At 58.9% G+C, this 19214-nt stretch carries 15 protein-coding genes and 1 riboswitch; of the genes, 8 read left to right on the top strand and 7 right to left on the bottom strand.

The window, feature by feature from the left end; all coding sequences use genetic code 11:
- Window positions 1–44: 44 nt before the first annotated feature.
- The 3 genes from Asbog_RS02520 to Asbog_RS02510 form a co-directional block, all read right to left on the bottom strand.
- Window positions 45–794 (bottom strand): F0F1 ATP synthase subunit A, encoded by a 750-nt coding sequence (locus Asbog_RS02520; RefSeq protein WP_062165669.1) that lies wholly within the window; start codon window positions 792–794, stop codon window positions 45–47.
- A gap of 94 nt (window positions 795–888) precedes the next feature.
- A complete protein-coding gene (locus Asbog_RS02515; protein WP_231944640.1) occupies window positions 889–1230 on the bottom strand; it encodes an AtpZ/AtpI family protein in 342 nt (113 codons plus the stop codon).
- 127 nt (window positions 1231–1357) lie between these two features.
- Window positions 1358–2998, bottom strand: a complete 1641-nt coding sequence (locus Asbog_RS02510) for a chloride channel protein (RefSeq protein WP_231944639.1) — start codon at window positions 2996–2998, stop codon at window positions 1358–1360.
- Between the two features lie 366 nt (window positions 2999–3364).
- On the opposite strand from Asbog_RS02510, the gene Asbog_RS02505 reads away from it, so the two are divergent.
- On the top strand, window positions 3365–4144 hold the full coding sequence (locus Asbog_RS02505) for an alpha/beta fold hydrolase (RefSeq protein ID WP_062163971.1): 780 nt from the start codon (window positions 3365–3367) through the stop codon (window positions 4142–4144).
- 35 nt (window positions 4145–4179) lie between these two features.
- On the top strand, window positions 4180–5589 hold the full coding sequence (locus Asbog_RS02500) for a M20/M25/M40 family metallo-hydrolase (protein ID WP_083510664.1): 1410 nt from the start codon (window positions 4180–4182) through the stop codon (window positions 5587–5589).
- Window positions 5590–5672: 83 nt separating this feature from the next.
- On the opposite strand, the gene Asbog_RS02495 is transcribed toward Asbog_RS02500, so the two are convergent.
- Complete coding sequence (locus tag Asbog_RS02495) at window positions 5673–6311, bottom strand: DNA-3-methyladenine glycosylase family protein (protein WP_371861655.1); 639 nt, start codon at window positions 6309–6311, stop codon at window positions 5673–5675.
- Window positions 6312–6591: 280 nt separating this feature from the next.
- Here Asbog_RS02495 and Asbog_RS02490 point away from each other — a divergent pair, with 280 nt between their 5' ends.
- The 5 genes from Asbog_RS02490 (at window position 6592) to mdoH (ending at window position 13767) form a co-directional block, all read left to right on the top strand.
- A complete protein-coding gene (locus Asbog_RS02490) occupies window positions 6592–7647 on the top strand; it encodes an energy transducer TonB (RefSeq protein WP_231944638.1) in 1056 nt (351 codons plus the stop codon).
- 7 nt (window positions 7648–7654) lie between these two features.
- Window positions 7655–8122 (top strand): YbaK/EbsC family protein, encoded by a 468-nt coding sequence (locus Asbog_RS02485; protein WP_062163970.1) that lies wholly within the window; start codon window positions 7655–7657, stop codon window positions 8120–8122.
- A gap of 1086 nt (window positions 8123–9208) precedes the next feature.
- Window positions 9209–10105, top strand: a complete 897-nt coding sequence (locus Asbog_RS02480) for a hypothetical protein (protein WP_146926446.1) — start codon at window positions 9209–9211, stop codon at window positions 10103–10105.
- Between the two features lie 63 nt (window positions 10106–10168).
- Window positions 10169–11383 carry a polysaccharide biosynthesis/export family protein gene (locus tag Asbog_RS02475; RefSeq protein WP_062163968.1) on the top strand — a complete coding sequence of 405 codons (1215 nt, stop codon included), beginning with the start codon at window positions 10169–10171 and terminating at the stop codon, window positions 11381–11383.
- 53 nt (window positions 11384–11436) lie between these two features.
- On the top strand, window positions 11437–13767 hold the full coding sequence (mdoH, locus tag Asbog_RS02470; RefSeq protein ID WP_062163967.1) for a glucans biosynthesis glucosyltransferase MdoH: 2331 nt from the start codon (window positions 11437–11439) through the stop codon (window positions 13765–13767).
- Window positions 13768–13909: 142 nt separating this feature from the next.
- On the opposite strand, the gene gcvP is transcribed toward mdoH, so the two are convergent.
- The 3 genes from gcvP to gcvT form a co-directional block, all read right to left on the bottom strand.
- Window positions 13910–16801 (bottom strand): aminomethyl-transferring glycine dehydrogenase, encoded by a 2892-nt coding sequence (gcvP, locus tag Asbog_RS02465; RefSeq protein ID WP_062163966.1) that lies wholly within the window; start codon window positions 16799–16801, stop codon window positions 13910–13912.
- Window positions 16802–16941: 140 nt separating this feature from the next.
- Window positions 16942–17307, bottom strand: coding sequence for a glycine cleavage system protein GcvH (gene gcvH / locus Asbog_RS02460; protein ID WP_062163965.1), 366 nt, complete (start codon window positions 17305–17307; stop codon window positions 16942–16944).
- 27 nt (window positions 17308–17334) lie between these two features.
- Window positions 17335–18468: a glycine cleavage system aminomethyltransferase GcvT gene (gcvT, locus tag Asbog_RS02455; RefSeq protein WP_062165663.1), complete on the bottom strand. Its 1134-nt coding sequence runs from the start codon at window positions 18466–18468 to the stop codon at window positions 17335–17337.
- Between the two features lie 116 nt (window positions 18469–18584).
- Window positions 18585–18675, bottom strand: a riboswitch (glycine riboswitch).
- A gap of 60 nt (window positions 18676–18735) precedes the next feature.
- Between gcvT and Asbog_RS02450 the strand changes: the two genes are divergently transcribed.
- The gene (locus Asbog_RS02450) at window positions 18736–19038 is read left to right on the top strand and encodes a putative quinol monooxygenase (protein ID WP_062163964.1); all 303 of its coding nucleotides are present in this window, start codon (window positions 18736–18738) and stop codon (window positions 19036–19038) included.
- The last annotated feature ends 176 nt before the right edge of the window (window positions 19039–19214 follow it).

The following is a 19214-nucleotide window of genomic DNA, read 5'->3' as shown; positions in this document are numbered from 1 at the left end:
TGGTTACGACGATACAACAGTTGAGCGTGGGTCGCGGCGTGCACTCAGTGCGCCACAGCCTCACGCAGATAAATGCAGGTGAGGATGGCGAACACATAAGCCTGCAGAACGCCCACCAGCAATTCCAGAGCCGTCAGTGCGACATTGATGACGACAGGCGCCACAGCCAGCACCGACCCGAATGCCCCAAGACCCGCCAGCATCAGGGTAAAGCCGGCGAAAACTTCGAGCAGAACGTGACCAGCCATCATGTTGGCGAAAAGTCGGATCGACAGGCTGACAGGTCGCGAAAGGAAAGAAAGGATCTCGATCGGCACCAGAAGCGGCGCGAGGAACACAGGGGCGCCATCGGGCAGGAAATGCGCGAAGAACTTGAAACCCTGGTGCTTCAGCGAAGCGAGAATAGACACCACAAAAACCAGCAGGGCCAGCGACACGGTCACGGCAATATGGCTGGTAAAGGTGAAGCAATACGGGATCAGGCCGAGATAGTTACCGGCCAAAATGAAGAAGAACAGCGCGAATACGAACGGGAAGAAGGCCGTGCCTTCCTTACCGATCGTCTCTGTCGCCATGTTATGGATGAAGTCATAGCCCAGTTCGGCTGCTGCCTGCAGACGACCCGGGACAACAGCCGCGGGGCGCATGCCGATATACAGGAAGGCCAGAACAAGGATGACAGCCACCAGCATGAAAGCCGGAGACTGACTGAAGCGCAGCGCCTCGCCAATCTGCCCGAGAACAGGATGAAGCTCGAACTGGCCGAGCGCGTCAATCGTTGATCCGGCGGCCAAGCTGCCTCTCCCGTTTACGATGCAGACTTCCAGGCTCATGCCGGAAATCCATGAAACTCACAGTTTAAAGGGTGCAGCTTGCGGCTTCACCCCGTCAGACGTTGGCGTTTTTCACCGCACGCCAGACATTCAGCATTCCTGCTGCACCGCCGATGAGCGAGAACAGGATCAGGAAGAGCGGTCTGGTGCCACACAGGCGATCAAGCCCGTATCCCATAACCACACCGACAACCAGCGCCGCGACCATTTCGGTCCCGATCCGCATTGCCAGCCCGAATGCCGAATAATCGGCATTGCTTTCATCCCCTGTGGAAACCGAGTCCGACTTTCCGCTTTTGCCGCGCATCCGGAGTTCTGCATCGGCCAGCCTCTTGTTGAAGCTGTCGGCGCCTTGCTCCGCCTGCGAGGAAACGTTCAGGTCGTCCTGTGCGCCCACGATTCCATACCTCGCTTTTCTCCCCTGTGCGGGGAGTCCTTGGTGCGCGTCTGCTACCCATGTCGACGTGTCGTGTCAACGCCTCGTAACTGCAGGACAATGATTTCTTGGCCCTGTCATGACTGCGTTACTGGCCCCTCACCTCGCCTGTCAGCTCACGTCTCGTTCTGTCCAGTGCCTCTGCGTAACGACGCAGCACATATTTCTCGCTCAGCAGCCCCACGACACGACGCGAGAGACGATCGGCGATCACAACAAGGGCATCGGCCTCGGCCTGCTCGAAAAATGCGGCTGCTTCCCGGCAGGTCATCTCCGGCAGCAGCGTCAAATTCTGATGTAGGGCCAGGTCGCCAAGCATCCTGTCATCGGGGTGATCGGGCGCATGGACCTCGGAGAGAAGTACGATCCCACGATATGTTCCGGATGCATCAACGAGCACGATCTGCGGCGTTGCACCAAGAGGGCAGCATTGCCGCGCCTGGCCAAGCAGGGTGTCGGGGGTGAAGCAGGTCATCTCCTGGCGCATCATCCGCCCCACGGTCAGTTCACGCAGCCAGCTGATATCGATGGCAGAGCGAATCGATTCGCCGCGTTGATGGAAACGCCATGTGGCAAATGAGTAGCCAAACAGACGCCGCACCGTGAGCAGGGACATCACACTGGCCAGCAGAACACCGCTTGCCAGAGAGAGATCAGCCGTCATCTCAAGGATAAGGCAGGTCATGGTCATCGGCACACCGATGATCGCCACCGCCGTGGCACTCATGCCGAGAATGGCGCAGGTGGTCATTGACAAGGCTGCCGGGAAGAGCGCTGTCAGCCCATGCCCGAAAATCGACCCTGACAACACGCCGAGAAAAAGCGAGGCGAAGAAAAGGCCGCCGCGAAAGCCGCTCCCGATCGAGATGGACGAGGCAACAGCCTTGAACACCAGCAAAATGACGAGTGTCGAGACTGGCAACCCTTCGACCAGCACCTTGCGGACGGCTGCGTGGCCCGCAGACAGGATGGATGGCGAGTAAAGGGCGAGGGCACCCACCATCAACCCGCCCAGACCGGGCCTGACCCAGCCCGGCAGAGACAGCCGCCTGAACAGGCCCTCGGCAAATGTCACGCCATACATGACGGCAATGCCCGCGAGACCACATGTGACGCCAAGCAGCATAACCGGCAGGCTGTCACGCATTCCCAAAGCAGCATGCGGTAGCATGGTGACTGTCGCTGTTACCCCGCCAAGCAGGCGCACAACACCGACAGCACTGATGCTCGCGATCGCGACAGGGGCCAGATTGACGAGAGAATACGTCCCGATCACCAGCTCAAAGGCATAGAAGGCCCCTGCCAGGGGAGCATCGAACGCCGCGCCAATAGCGCCCCCCGCACCGCATCCCACCAGGATACGCATATCGGCGCGGCGCACGCGGAACAGAGCGCCACATCGTGAGCCCAGAGCCGCAGCAATCTGCGAGAACCCGGCTTCTAGGCCGAGCGAGGCACCACAGCCATTGGACATGAAGGTCTGAAACGCCACGATGGCACTGTCACGCACCGACATACGCCCACCGTGAAGGGCATTGGCCTCGATCGGATCAACGGGGCGATGTCGGTAGCGCCGCGCGACGATCAGCCCGAACATGCCGAGCGCAAGACCGCCAAGGCAGGGCATGAGCACGGTGCGCCAAGGGTCGAGACGGTCAAGCCCTGAAAGTCTGCCATCATTATGCAGGTCGTAAAGCAGCCTGTGGGCCAGCAGCGTTGCCCGCGTCATGAGCCAGACACTCAATCCAGCAAAAATTCCGACACAAGATGATAGGACAGTCAACCAGATTTCATTGGATCGGACGAGGGCGCGGGCATAGTAGGGCACATGCACCCTGTGGCGAATACGCCTAAAAGCCTGTCGCCGCGCAGTTCTGTGGAACCCTGAACCCAAGAGAGATCCTGACATGACTTTGAGGACCGAAGGAAAGCGCTGTCCTTATTGTCGTCCGGACTTGTCGCAGGCAACAGAAAACCCCAGACTTCCGCTCCATTCCGCCTTCAAGGCCCCATACCGGCCGCATTGCTGCCCCCATCGGGCAGCGCTTCACGCAATGGCCCCCGTCGTCCCTCTGCTCATAAGGACTCACCCATCGTGCTTCTGAACGTTATCGAGCGCCTCCCGGCCCAGCCCGCGGGTCATCCGCCGGTCGTGTTCCTGCATGGCCTGTTCGGACGCGCACGCAATATGGGGTTCCTCCAGCGCCAGGTGGCGCGTACCCATCGCACGCTTGCGCTCGACTTACGCAATCATGGCGAGAGCCCTCACGGGCCGATGGACTACCCGACCATGGTGGATGATGTGGTGGAAACCCTGCGTGCGCAGGAAGCCCTGCCCGCCATACTGGTGGGCCATTCCATGGGCGGCAAGCTCGCCATGATCATGGCGCTGCAATATCCCGAGCTCGTGGCAGGGCTGCTGATCGGCGATATGGCACCGGCCCGCACCGGCTTTGGGCAAGCCGCCCTGGCGGAAGCGATGCTGCATATCCACTTTCCCGACCATCTCGACCGGCAGGAAGCCGACCAGCTTCTCGCCCGGGAAATTCCCAACCGAAGTGTGCGTGACCTGATGCTCCAGAATGTTCGCCTCGGCAGCGATCCGGGCTGGCAGATCGGCCTGCAGGACATCACCAACTCGATGCCCAACATCGAGAACTGGCCTTACATGCCCGAAGGCTATGTTTATGAAGGGCCGACGCTTTTTCTGCGTGGCGAGCATTCGCCTTATATCGGCAAGGATCATGAACCGGTCATGAGGCGGCTCTTTCCTCATTATCGTCTGGAAACGATCCCCGATGCTGGGCACTGGCTCCACGCGGATAATCCCAAGCTGTTCACCGAGAAAATGCTCGCTTTCATCGATACGATATGACCACTCGCCTTTTTGCACCAAGGTTTCGACCCGCCATGATCAAACGCGCTGCCCTGTTGCTGCTGCTGTTCCAGGCTGGCTATGCCCAGGTTGGGCATGCGCGGGCCGAGCCTCTTCCCGCCCTAACCCGTGAAGGACTCCAGGCGCTCAATCTCGCCCAGGCCTCCATGGCGTTTCACTCCGTCGCGGGTGCCAATAATGAAACCCCGGCCGTGGCCGATCTCTACCAGACGGCCCTGATCAATGGCGGCTTTGCCGCTGACACCATCACCATTACCCGACAGGATGATACCGCCTATCTGGTTTTACGCTGGCAAGGTCATGACCCGTCGCTCAAACCGCTGGTGATTTCAGGCCATATGGACGTCGTTGCGGCCAATCCCTCTGACTGGATGCACGACCCGTTCAAGCCCGTCACGGAGAATGGCTATCTTTATGGTCGCGGGGCGAGCGACATGAAGATGAGCAACGCTCTTGCGATTACGGCGCTCATTCATCTCAGGCAGCAAGGCTTCGTTCCGGATCGCAAGATCATCCTGGCGTTATCAGGCGATGAGGAAACGGAAATGAAAACGGGCCAGACCCTGGCCCGTATGTTCTCCAATGCCGCCGAGGTTCTCAACCTCGATGTTGGGGGAGGTGTGCTGGATGAGGAGACAAACCGCCCCCTCTTCTACACATGGTCCGGCGCCGAGAAGACTTACGCTGATATCAATCTCAGCGTAACAGACCCAGGCGGGCATTCCTCCGAGCCACGCCCGCGCAACGCCATCAACGTGCTGGCAGCGGCCCTGCTCAAGATCCAGGCCCATCCCTTTCGGCCGGAACTTAATGCGCTGACACGCAGCTATTTCATGAATGCTGCACGTTTCTCGTCCCCACGCCTTGCTGCGGCCATGCGGGTCTTTGCTGCAACGCCTGACAATGCCAAAGCCGTTTCGATCCTGCGCGCCGAGCCCTCTCTGGTGGGCAGCATTGGCACGACCTGTGTTGCAACAACCATCCGTGGTGGCCATGCGCTCAATGCGCTGCCCCAGCATGCCGATGCCAACATCAATTGCCGCATCTTTCCCGGTCATTCGCGTCTCGACATCATTCACGACCTGATCGAGATCATAGCGGACCCCTCCATCCATCTTCAGGATCAGAGCGCTGGTACGGTCGAGACACAGCCTTCACCGCTCGATACGCCCTTTGCCAGCGCCGTAACCCGCGCAGCGCAAACTGCTTATCCGGACGTGCCAGTTTTTCCGAGCATGAGTTCGGGGGCGAGCGACAGCATGTGGTTCAGAGCGCGCGGGATACCGAGTTATGGCGCCTGCCCGATTTTCATGAAAGCCTCGGATAACTTCAGCCATGGGCTCAATGAGCGCGTCCCGCTTTCCGCCATCACACCGGGGCTCCATTTCCTCCTGTCCCTGATACCCACCCTCTCAGGGCGCTGATACCCTCAAGGCGAGGGGGAATTCTCCTCGCGGGCCTTATCTCGACAGGTGGAAGACTCAATGAGCCGGGACAGCCCCCCGTTTCATCCGGTCAGGGCATTACGCACCGACTTTCCTTCCTCCGAGAGACGCCACAGATACCATGCCAGTGCAGAGCGCCAAGGCGTGAAACGTGCGCCCTCAACCCGCAATTGCGCCGGCTTCGGAGGCAAATCGAGGCCGCGCAGTTTTTGCCATCCTGCCCGTACGGCAAAGTCATCGACAGGCAGCACATCGTGCCGTCCCAGTGTAAAGATGAGTAACATCTCTACGGTCCAGCGCCCCACCCCCCTCAACGCAGTCAACCGGGCGATCAGGGTTTCGTCGTCCAGCAAGGCGGCCTCTGTGGAACCTGGCACGATGCCGTCCAGACGCGCCTGCGCGAGGCCACGTAAAGCGAGATACTTGGCCGCAGAAAGACCGCAGCCCCTGAGCGTTTCTTCCGGCAGGGAAAGCAGAAAGCCGGGCTCGGGCATGTCTCCGCCTGACAGGGCACAGACGCGCCCCAGTATGGCCTCTGCCGCGCGCCCGTGGAGCTGCTGGCCGATGATGGCCCGTATCAGGGCCTGATAGGGTGTCTTGCCATCAGCCCCCCGCAGGCGGCAGGGGCCGATGCGGGCCATGACTTCCGCCAGAGCCGGATCCTGCCCGAGACAGGCATAGAGAGCTGGGTCTTCGAGCACCGGTTTTTCCTCTTATGTAACAGGCAAGACGTTCACGCGCTTGGCAAGATCATGGGTCCAATGTCATGATAGCGCCAGATGCCAGATCGTGTCGTGATCCAGGGAAATCTCCCTGCCCGGCCACGTGGCGGCGTGTGTTCTGATTCTTGCAGGTGTTCTTCTGAAACGCACCCGACCCGTCGATCCGGCGCCCCCTTCATCCGGTGCGGCCCCTATGCCGCGCCCGGATAGAAAACGGGCACGAAACGAGCCGTTGCTTTATGCACCAACGGCAAAGTCGATGCGCGCCCTGCCCCCGATGCGTGGCACGCGCGCACCCCTGACCCATTACGAGCCAAAGACCGGGCTTGAACCCGATCTCAAACCGGCTGGCGCGTCGCTCATTCGCCCCCAGATTCTGGAAGATCAGGGCGTTGTCACCGTTCTCATTGCCTCGGCCATTACGCACGCAATCATCCTGGGCCTGCTGATCTATGAAGGCGCCCGCCATGCGCGAGGCCTGCCGGAGGGAATCGAACAGCCACAGGTCGAGATGATGTTTGCGCCGCCCTCGCGCAGTGGCATGGCGGGGCCGCATGAAGACAAACCCGGCGGTGAGGAAAAACCATCGCAGAGTCATGATGCGCCTTCAGCTTCCAGCCCCGAGAAGGAGCAGGAACAGCAGCCAGACCAAGCCGAATCTACGCCCACCCCGGCCATGCCCACGCCAACACCGCCTGCAGCCCCCCCTGTGCCCGATGGTCCCTCAACCGAAATTCCCAAGACACAGACCGACCGGCCCGTAAGCCCCGGCATCGCCAAATCGGGTACGAAAACCCAGACGCGTGCCCACAGCCATCGCTCCAGCCGACGCCCGACCACGAAACAGTCGGATAACCCGTTTGCAAACATGACGACGCTCGATTTCGGCGAGGCCCCCTCCACCCCGCGCCGCCAGCGTGGACGCCGTGGCGGCTCGGGTGCGCCCATCGACATGTCGCTCGGCCCGCTTTCGACCAATGGCCAGATCAATGCGCCCTTCATGACGCGCAACTCCATACGCGGCGTGAGCGACGATTATGGCAGCGAGATCGACCGCTGGATCCGTGCGCACCTCTATTACCCTGAGGACGCCATCAAGAACGGCGAAGACGGCCCCTCTTCTGTTCATGTCGTGCTCGACCGCACAGGCCGTGTGAAATCAGTGCGCCTTACTGGGCAGTCGGGCTCCTACTCGCTTGATGCCGCAACGACAGGCATGTTCCAGGGCGCGCATCTGCCACCCGTTCCGCCCGATATGAAGGGCGACCATTTCGATATCGACCTCACGATTAACTACATCCTGATCAGACGCTGAGACCCGTATGAGCCTGGACTCCGTTCGCGACGAACTCGCCCGCCTCGCCCCCGATCTGTCGATCATCGATGACGGCCGCAGCACCGCCACCGTTCTCGAAGCGGCCGATGTGCACGGTGTCGTACCAGACCAGATCGCGAAAACCCTTTGCGTGGATGTAGGCGGGCGTATTGTCCTGGTCGTCATGGCTGGAACAGCGCGGCTCGATAACAAGCGCGCCCGCGAGGCTCTGGGCGGCAAACCCCGCTTTTTGGGACCCGAAGCTGTGATGGACGTCACCAGTCACCCTGTGGGCGGTGTCTGCCCCTTTGGCCTGCCCGCACCTCTCCCGGTCTATTGCGACGAATCCCTGCGCGCCTTCGAGGAAATTATCCCCGCCGCCGGATCGATCACAGCCTCGGTGCGCATGACGCCGCAACGCCTTGTCGAACTGACAGACGGTGTTTGGGTGCATGTAAGGCAGGATAGAAGATAAGGCGGCCACTCGTTTTTCACGAGTCCCAAACCAAGGTGAGCGGGTCACCCCGTTTATAGACGTCTTGACCCGCACCACATTTGCGCAAGCATGACACCTTGCGACTGTATCCCTATCTCAGCAGAAAGCTCGGACCTTATCGGGTAGCAGCTCTCTCAAACATCATCGCAAATAAATGCTCGTTGACTCTCCATCCCGCGCCTTGGGGTGCAAAATGCATTTACGCCTCCACAGAGCTTCATGATCGCCAAGGGTGCCCATTGGAAGCTACGGCTTTTGCTCGTGGCACGGGTGCGCCCCAGCTTACGAAACTCAACTTTCCGATACGGAAAAGAAAACATGCGTCTATTTGAGTGACCATGAACCTTGATACTGCCAGCTCGGTCTCATCTGTATCTTAATGCAGGAGTACACAGCTTTTACGTGAGACTTAACGGTTACTCCGCAACCGAGCAGAGCGCGATCCCCAACGAACTCCAAAACCAACTAGATAAATCGTAATATAATATACAAATCTTACAAACGAAAACTTCTCACATGATGGGACAAGTATAGATTCATGTATATAAATATAACATCATGATGTTACAATATTAATTTGTTGTATAAAACTATATTAAACGATTATTAACGTTTATTTGTTGATAACAAACAAATGTCGTTATTGAATTGCCAACAGATTATTACTAAGTCCTTTCAACGGGATTGAACATTTCGTTCAGGCACACAACGGCATACACAAAGAAGATACGATACTATTGTTGTATGTTTATTGTATTATATTGTCTGTTTGTGGCCATATAGTTGATTACACCATAATGGACGCTGCAGAACGTGTCAAATTCTTCTAAAATTAGTGGCCGTGATACTCAAGTTCCTCGTCGCGTCTATCCCGCGATTGTGGAACCTCCTATCGAGAAACCAGCTCCGGCAAAACCGAAGAAATTATGGCAATATAAACGTTTCTGGTTGCTGTTTGGCCTCCCCAACATTTTTGCCATTGTCTATTATGGCCTGATCGCTTCTCCCATCTATGTATCCCATGCGTCACTTGAAGTATCCGGGTCAGGGCGCAGCAGTGATGCCTTGGCTTCGCTGCTGACTGGATATTCTGCATCTGGCGGGACGGGCGCCTACGTCGTACAGGATTTCATCGCCACTCCTGATGAATTCAAACGTGTCGACTCACATTTCGATCTTGCTGCGCAATACAAGCAATACGATTTCATCAGCCGTTTTGGCAGCTTCGGCAGCATGTTTTCACACAGCGATATCGCACTATGGTCGAGTTATAAAAAGGCTGCGCAGGTTACGATCAGCAAGAGCGGCATCGCGGAAATTGCCGTACATGGACCGACGGCCCAACAGGCCCATGATGTTGCCCTCTTCATTCTCAACGATACGGTCGACCATATCCGCAACCTGAACCGTCGTGAGCAAGTCGACTATACCAGCGCCGCCAATGGCGAGGTCGAACGTCTCGAGAAGGCACTCCAGGAGGACCAACGGACATTGCAGGCGTTCAGGGTCAGAACCGGCATCTATCAACCCGCCTCCTATTTCACGACAATGACGACCCATATGACCGAGCTTTTGCTCAAACGCCTGGACACGTCTGCCAAGATAGCAGGACTCCTTGGTGCAACCCCGAACAGCATAGCCGCAAAGGCTTTCACCTCACAGCTTTCCATCATCGATTCCATGATCGACAAGGCCCACGGCAATATAGCCGAGATCAATCAGACCTCGGCCGAATTCGCCGCGCTTGAGACGAAGCAGGATATCGATGCGCGCCTTCTGGCACAGGCCCAGGCGGCCCTGATGCAATCGAGCATCAAAGCCAGCCAGGATCACTATTATATACACAAGATCGGATATCCATCTCTGCTTCAGGGGTCAGAGTATCCAAACCGCCTGTTCAATATATTCCTCGTGTTTTGCATAAGTGCCCTGGTGATCGCGGTGGCGCGTCCCACACGTTGATCGCTCCGTACAGACGTGTAGCGCCGTGGCCTTCGCAGGCAATCGCCTGAGGGAGCGGCTTACATGGCCAATTCGAGCCCTTGTCAGGCCCATGCCCGTCATGACGCGGGCAACAGTCTCGAAAGACCTATCATGCGTATCCCGCCCTATCATCTCCTCCTGTCTCTGGCAGCCGGCCTGAGCCTTGCTGCCTGCACGATGCCAGAGGCTGGCCCCTCCGTGAAAGCGTTGAAGAAAACTCCCGACGTTACAATCATACCGGCAACGCGCTCGCTTGTTGACACACTGGCCCAGAGCGCCAGAACCCGCCGTGACGAACGACTCAGACAGGCACTATCTGCCATTCGCGGTCGTGGCAGCTTCGCACACGATCACAAGCTTGGCGTGGGCGACACAATTCATGTCGGTCTGTGGATATTCTCCCAGGGTGCCGGCCAAGAAGGCGATGTGTCATCAGCGCCAGGGCCCACAGTCACCGATATCGGTACGTTTTCGGTGGCAAGCGACGGTACGATCACGCTGCCCTACGTGCATAAGGTTCGTGTCGTTGGCATGAGCGTGCCGCACGCACAGGAAGTCCTGACAAGGGCCTATCAGAAGCTCGGCACCATGCAAAACCCTGCGGTTGCCCTGACATCCGGGCCGGCTACGGGCGAGAGCGCCGACTCAGACGGCATCATCGTGACAGGAGCGACCGGACGGCCGATTGTTCTGCCCTGGAATGCGGGAGGGGTGACGATGGCACGCGCGCTGACCGCAGCGATGGGCGACGGAACCACGGTTTTCAGCGCCAAGAACAATGCTGCCGGTGATCATGCCGATGCCTCTGTGAGCGTCTCGAGACATAACCAGACCATCGCGCGCCTTCCTATGCTGGAGGCGCTTGAGCAGGACATTCCCTTGCGACCCGGCGATCATCTGATCGTAAGACATGATGCGAGCGTGCGCGTCACGACTCTTGGTGGTGGTATTACCCATAACACGCTGCTTGGCTTCTCGGAATCGCCGACCCTTATCCAGGTGATTGCAGCCGCTCAGGGCCTGAATGTTGAAACCGCCAATGATCGTGAGATCTTCGTATTGCGTCGCACAGCGGGTACCGTCACGCCTATACTCTATGTCTTCCCGATGCATTCAGGCGATGGCCTGATTACCGCGCAGCGTTTTCCTATCGAGGATGAAGACGTCGTCTATGTCGGTGAAGCGCCCATTGTTCCGGTCGAACGCGTGATCACGACCTTTTTGCAGCTTGGGCTGATTGCTGCCGTCGCCCGATAAAGAAGACCGCTCGCTCTGCTCCAGCAGCGGAGAATCCAGGATATCTGACGCGCATGACCGATTTCACCCGTTTTCTGATCGATGGGGGCATCCATCCTGATGATGCTGCCGCCATTGGCCCCACCATCAGGTCACACGAAGAACTGGAACACTGGCTGGATAGCCACTATCCGGATGAGTTGACCCCTGCGCCAGAGCGGTTCCCGATTGGTGCGCCCTATGTCGAAACACGCTGGAAACATAACGTCCGCGCGATGTTCGCCCGTTTCAAACAGAACGATTTGCCAGCGGGCACGCCGCCGGACTGGATACGCGTTGCATCGCGTCGACGCCTCCGGGCCAGACTAGCGACGTTTCTGACAACCTTCATCATGGTCTGGCTGACATACTCGACAATGCACTTCCAGATTGGCGCTCACACGCTATCGGGGCAAGTGTTCTACTGGGTATGGAGTGCTCTCAACGCTCTCATGATCTATCTGATGGTGACGAGTTTCTATAAACTCGTCATCGGCAGTTATCACGCTTCGAAAGGGGCCGAGGGAAACCCTTATCACCCTATGCATACCGCACGCGATCCAGGCCCTGAGGCACGCGTCGCGATCATTTATCCTGTCTATCATGAGGATGCGACGGCGGTCGCAGCACGTCTGTCTGCTGCATGGACAACTCTCGTCGAGCACGCCCCGAAGCACGCGCATCTTTACGATCTGTTTATCGTCTCCGACTCCCGCAAGATCGAATACTGGGTTGCTGAGCAGGCTGCTGTTTACAACCTGCGCACCATGCACCCGGATGCGCGTGTATATTACCGATGGCGCCCTTCGAACCATCATGCAAAGCTGGGCAATATCGTCGATTTCTGCAGACGTTGGAGCAAACGCTATCGCTACATGTGGATGATGGATGCTGATTCGCTGATGGATGGCAAGGCGATCCATACCACTCTACGCATGATGGAAGGCAATTACAGACTAGGCATTCTGCAAACAAACCCCAAGCCCATTCTGCGGACCAGTCTGTTCGGCAGAATGCAGCAATTCACTTCGCATATCTGCGGCACAGCCTTCTCCCACGCTATGACCGCCATGCATATGGGTCATGCTGCCTATGTTGGGCATAATGCCATGATACGCATGGAACCTTTTGTTCAGCATTGTATGCTTCCCGCCCTTACCGGGGCGGCTCCCTGGGGGGGCAAGCCTCTTTCCCACGACATTCTGGAAGCAGCCATGATGTCGAGGGCCGGGTATGAAGTCTGGTTCCTGCCCGAAATTGAAGGAAGTTACGAGGAAATCCCGTCAAATCTCGGCTCGTTCCTCCAACGTGAACGCCGATGGATGCAGGGCAATCTTCAACACATGCGCTTTCTGCTGATGCAGGGGATCACAGGGCTCCATCGGGAGACCTTCTTCAATGGCGTCATGGGCTATTTGACCTGCCCAATCTGGTGCGTGTTCCTGCTGATTGCCTTGCATAACACGACGTCATTCCTGCAATCAGGCACTATTGCCCCTCAGTTCATAACGTCGATCGAAGCTCCGGCTCTCATGCTTTTATGTGCAACGGTCGTATTTCTTTTCCTGCCCCGGATCATCGCGATCGCCACACATATGCGCCATCGTGAGGCAATGCGTTATGCGGGACAGGACAAGATCATCTTTTCGACTCTGCTCGAAGTGATTTTCTTTTTCTTCATTTCGCCGGTCATCATGGTCTGTCTCTCACGTTTCTTTTGGTTGTGGCTGAGGCGTAGCACGATTTCCTGGGGCACCCAGCAGCGCGATGATGCAGCCACGCCCTGGAAAGATGTCTGGACCCAGTTCGGCTGGGTAACGCTTCTGGGCCTGCTGCTTGCCTGCTACGTCAATTACCAGATCTCTATCGTGCCGGAGCAGCAACTCGTCCGGCTGGACATGCTCTCAAATCACCGGCTTACGCCTGTATCCATCCTGTTCTGGTTTTTGCCACTCATTCTTGGATTGACCCTAAGCCCACTTCTGGCGAGGATTTCATCCGAAACTTACCCGGTCATGCGTCGTATCGGACTGTTCTGTATCCCTGAGGAGCTCGAACAGCCCCGGGTGATTACATTGATGTTCGAAGCTCTGGACCATCTGAAGAAGTTCATGCCTGATCCAGAAGACCAGGTGGCCACGGTGCAATATGCTGTGAGCAACTCTTTCTTCTATCTCAATCACCGGCCCCAGACACGAATCAAGCCTCATCTGGCCAAGCGCCTCGAGCCGAAACTGACTTCAGGAACACCCTTGACGATCGCCGAGCTTGGTCATGCGCTCAGGGAGCGTCATTGCTTCGACGTTCTCAATGCTCGCCATGGAGGAGGACTATTGTCATCGGAATCAGCCGATGATCGGGGCTGACAGCGCCAGGACGTCCTGCTAACGAGACGTTCCAGATCTGCGACCAAAAGGCGCATCGCTATAAAGCATACCCGACCGGCAGGACTCTTGCTGCTTCCTCAGTCGGCTCCCTGCCGCACTCCACGGCAGGGACCTGACGGGTTTACTCCGCAGCTTCGGCGTAGCTGGAGATATCCGGGCAGGAACAGACCAGATTACGGTCACCCCAGGCATTGTCGATACGATTGACCGGCGCGAAATACTTCACGCGGTCCAGCCCGTTGGGGAAGCAGCCCTGCATACGGTCGTATTCGCGGTCCCATTCACCCACCAGATCGGCAGTGCTATGGGGCGCGTGACGCAGGGGGCTGGCTTCCATGGCAATGCTGCCGGACTCGATCGCACGGATCTCCTCACGGATAGCGATCATGGCATCGCAGAAGCGATCGAGCTCAGCCTTGCCCTCGGACTCGGTGGGCTCGATCATGAAGGTGCCTGCCACAGGAAAGCTGACCGTCGGGGCATGGAAGCCATGGTCGATCAGGCGCTTGGCGATGTCATCCACCGTAACGCCCACAGCGTCTTTGAGCGGACGCAGGTCGATGATGCATTCATGCGCCGTGCGGCCACTGGCGCCACGATAAAGCACGGGGTAGTGCGGCTCGAGGCGTGCTGCGATGTAATTGGCATTCAGGATGGCCATTTCAGTGGCCTCCCGCAGGCCGTCATCGCCCATCATGAGCACATACGCGACCGAAATCGGCAGGATCGAAGCTGAACCGAAAGGGGCAGCCGATACGGCGCGAGCATCGCCGCGCTCAGGACGGCCAGGCAGATGCGGGGCGAGATGCGCCTTGACCCCGATCGGCCCCATGCCCGGTCCGCCGCCGCCATGCGGGATGCAGAAGGTCTTGTGCAGGTTGAAATGCGACACATCGGCGCCGTACAGCCCGGGGCGGGCCAGACCGACCTGCGCATTCATGTTCGCGCCGTCCAGATAGACCTGACCGCCAGCCTCGTGAACGAGATCACAGATCTCCATCACCGCTTCCTCATACACGCCATGCGTCGAGGGATAGGTGAGCATGAGGGCTGCAATGCGCCCTTCGTGCTGCGCGATCTTCTTGCGCAGATCCTCCAGATCGACATTGCCCGCGGCATCGCAGGCGGTCACGACCACGCGCATGCCGACCATCTGGGCGGAAGCCGGGTTGGTGCCGTGCGCCGAGGCCGGAATGAGGCACACATCGCGTTCGCTCTGGCCATTGGCCTGATGATAGGCGCGAATGGCGAGAAGCCCGGCATATTCACCCTGCGCACCGGAATTGGGCTGGAGCGAAACCGCGTCATACCCGCTCACGGCGCAAAGCGCATGTTCGAGGATACCGAACAACTCGAGATAACCTTCAGTCTGATCGGCAGGCGCAAAGGGATGAAGCGCCCCGAATTCCGGCCAGGTGATGGGGATCATTTCGGCTGTGGCGTTCAGCTTCATGGTGCAGGAGCCGAGCGGAATCATGGTGCGATCGAGCGCCAGATCCATGTCGGACAGACGACGCATATAGCGCAGCAGGTCCGTCTCGGAGCGATGCGCATGGAATACGGCGGCCGTCATGAAGGCCCCGCTGCGCGTCAGCGCTTCCGGGATCGTGGTGGCGCCATCAAGCTTGGCCTCAAGCGCGGCAAGACGCGCCTCATCGGGGCAGAAGCAGCGCCACAGCGCCTTGATATGGCTCGCCTCAGTGGTTTCATCACACGCAATGCCAAGACGCCCCTGACCGGCATCGCGCAGATTGATTCCGGCCTTGCGGGCGCGCTCCAGAACGAGAGCCGCGGATTCACCGGCCTCGACCGTAATGGTGTCGAAGAAAACGCTGGTCTCGACCTTGACGGCGAGTTCGCGCAGGCCTTCAGCGAGAATGGAGGCAAGGCGGTTTACACGATGCGCAATGGCGCGCAGGCCCTCAGGCCCATGATAGACGGCGTACATTGAGGCAATGACCGCCAGAAGCACCTGCGCCGTGCAGATGTTCGAGGTCGCCTTCTCGCGGCGGATATGCTGTTCGCGGGTCTGAAGCGCAAGGCGATAGGCAGAAGCCCCGCGGCTGTCACGCGATACGCCAACCAGACGGCCCGGCATGGTGCGCTTATAGGCGTCACGCACGGCCATGAACCCGGCATGGGGGCCACCGAAGCCCATTGGTACGCCAAAGCGCTGCATGGAGCCGATGGCGATATCGGCACCCAGCTTGCCTGGCGCTTCGAGCATGACAAGGGCCAGCGGGTCGCAGGTAAGGGCCGCAATGGCACCCTTTTCGTGCAGCGAGGCAATCACCCCACGGAAATCACGCACTTCACCCGAGCTGCCCGGATAGGAAAGCAGCGCACCAAAAACGGCGGCCGGATCGAGATCGGTTTCAGGGTTACCGAGCTGAATGGTCCAGCCCAAAGGCTCGGCGCGCGTCCGCAGCACCGCAAGCGTCTGGGGATGCGTGTCGGAATCGACGAAGAATACCGTGCTTTTGGTCTTGGCGTTGCGCTGGGCGAGCGCCATGGCTTCGGCGCAGGCTGTGGCCTCGTCCAGAAGCGAGGCATTGGCGATATCGAGCCCGGTCAGGTCACAGACCAGTGTCTGGAAGTTCAGCAGCGCTTCAAGACGGCCCTGGCTGATTTCAGGCTGATACGGCGTATAGGCCGTGTACCAGGCCGGATTTTCTAGAATGTTGCGCTGGATCACGGGGGGCAGGATCGTGCCGTGATAGCCCTGCCCGATCATGGATTGCATGACCACGTTGCGGCTTGCAATCTGCTTGAGCCGCGCCAGCGCCTCGCTCTCGGTCAGCGCGGGACCGACGCCAGAGGCCTTGCGGTCCAGAATGGCAGAAGGCACCGTCTGCTCGATCAGCGCGTCGATGCTTGGCACACCGAGCGTCTTGAGCATGGAAACGACTTCGCCAGGGCGCGGGCCGTTATGGCGTGAGACGAACTGGTCGTCTTCATGCGCGGGCCACAGCGATGTATTGGGCGACGTATTGAGTGGGGCGTTACGGGTCACGTCTCGGCAGATCCTTGTCAGGAACGCAAACGAGTCAGGACGGCACGGGCCACCCTGTGCTCGGAAGGAAACATCAGACCGGCCATCCGGATCTGACGGTACAAAAAAAGCCGGACCGGCAAGCCAGCCCGGCGGTCAGATCAGAGCGATGCCTTGTAGGCATCCGCATCGAGCAGGGATTCGAGCTGGGCGGTATCGCTCACGCGCAGCTTGAAGATCCAGCCTTCGCCTTCCGGGTCGGTACCGACCAGGGTCGGCTCGTCGGAAAGACGGGTGTTGAACCCGGCCAGAACGCCGCTCACCGGGGCATAAATGTCCGAAGCGGCCTTGACGGATTCGACAACGGCGGCGGGCTCACCTTGCGGCACTTCAGTGCCTTCGTCCTTGGCTTCCACAAAAACCAGCTCGCCGAGTTCGTCGGAAGCATGGGCCGTGATACCGACCGTGGCGATATCGCCTTCGAGACGGATCCATTCATGGGACGGGGTGTAATAGGTGGTGCTCATTGATCGCGTTCTCTCAGTTGACGGGTTTCAGCGTTTGAAGCCGGGCGGGACGAAAGGCAGGGCGCGCACCTGAACCGGCACGAACTTGCCGCGCAGGGCGCCGTAAAGCGTGGTGCCGAGGACGGCATGAGCCGTCTCGACATAGCCCATCGCCACAGGGGCGTTGATGCTCGGACCGAAGGCACCGGAGGTGACGACACCCACCTTCTGCGTGCCAGCCTCATCGGCAAAAAGCTCGGTGCCGGCGCGCACGGGCGCACGCCCTTCCGCTGCCAGACCCACGCGCAGGCGGGACACACCTTCGCGCGCCTGCTTCATGATGATCTCGGCGCCCGGATAGCCCCCGGCACGCGCGCCGCCTTCGCGGCGCGCCTTCTGCATAGCCCAGCCAAGGGCGGCTTCAACGGGCGTGGTGGTTTCATCCAGATCATTGCCGTACAGGCACAGACCGGATTCGAGACGCAGGCTGTCGCGCGCACCGAGACCGATAGGCAGAACGCGCTCATCGGCCAGAAGCGCACGGGCGATCTGCTCGGCATGTTCGGCCGGGATGCCGATTTCATAGCCATCCTCACCCGTGTAACCCGAGCGGGTCAGGGTGCAGGCAACACCATCGATGTCGGCCTCGATCGCGTCCATGAAACGCATTTCAGCGGCTTCGGGGCAGAGATCCTGAAGCACGTTGACGGCTTCCGGCCCCTGAAGGGCCAGCAGGGCGCGATCATCGAGCTTCTCGATCACCACCCGATCCCCGAGTGCCGCTTCCATCAACGCGGTATCGGCAGCCTTGCAGGAGGCGTTGACCACCACGAACAGCCAGTCGCCCATATTGGCGACCATCAGATCGTCGCGGATACCGCCGGCGTCGTTGGTGAGAAAGCCATAGCGCTGGCGGTTGGCGCCCAGACCGGCCAGATCGACCGGAATCAGGCTCTCAAGCGCGAGGGCGGCATCGTGCAGCGTTCCCTGCTTTGGTGTGATACGCAGCTGCCCCATATGGGAGACATCGAACAGCCCCGCGCTTTTGCGCGTATGCAGGTGCTCTGCCATGAGCCCGGCCGGGTATTGCAGGGGCATGGAATAGCCTGCGAACGGCACCATACGGGCGCCAAGTTCGATATGCAGGTCATTGAGCGGCGTGAAACAGAGCGCGTCGGACAACGGGCGGAATCCCCCAAGGCAGAAAACGAAAAAATCGTCGCCCCTTCTGTCGCCTTTGCCTGAGATCGCTATCCCGTCGGCGGACACCCCACAGGGATGCCTCTCTCCAGAAGTTCCAGCCGATCGCGGTCCTTTTGCCTGAGAGTTTCCGGGGCGGTTGCTCCTTCGGCGCCGGAAAAATTGTCCGGTCTCTCCCGTGAATCGGTGTTTACTCTTCGCAGAATTGGAGCAGAAAAGTCAATTCCGGAAACTGATCGGATTCGTTTCATGTCTGAAAGCTTCACAGTCATCGCTGAATTCGCCGCACCGGCCGAAAACTTCGATAAATTCCTCGAAATCTGCAGTTATGACAGCGATCGTTCCCTTGCTGACGAGGAGGGCTGCCTGGCCTTCGATGTGCTCACCCAGCAGGACGCTCTCGACATTATCGTCCTGCACGAGGTCTATACAGGACGCGCTGCCTTCGAGGCGCATCTCAAGACGCCCCATTTCGAGAAATTTGCTGCCGCCCTGCGCGAATTCGGCATCGAAGAACGCAATGTGCGCCTCTTTACGCATCGTCACCCCTGATACTGCCTGTCTGACACGTCAGTGTGACATTCCGGTGAGCCGGATCTGCTCAAGGTCATGAGCCACGGCCTCACCGGACGCGTTTCTGACATCTGGCTACGCGCATGACCGGAACGTAACGCGGCGAGGGTTTTCCTGCCCTTTGGCCTCGCCTAGTCTGCGTGCTTCGTATCCCC

The organism is Asaia bogorensis NBRC 16594 (assembly GCF_001547995.1).
Classification (GTDB): Bacteria; Pseudomonadota; Alphaproteobacteria; order Acetobacterales; family Acetobacteraceae; genus Asaia; species Asaia bogorensis.
This window is presented reverse-complemented; position numbering and strand designations above follow the sequence as displayed.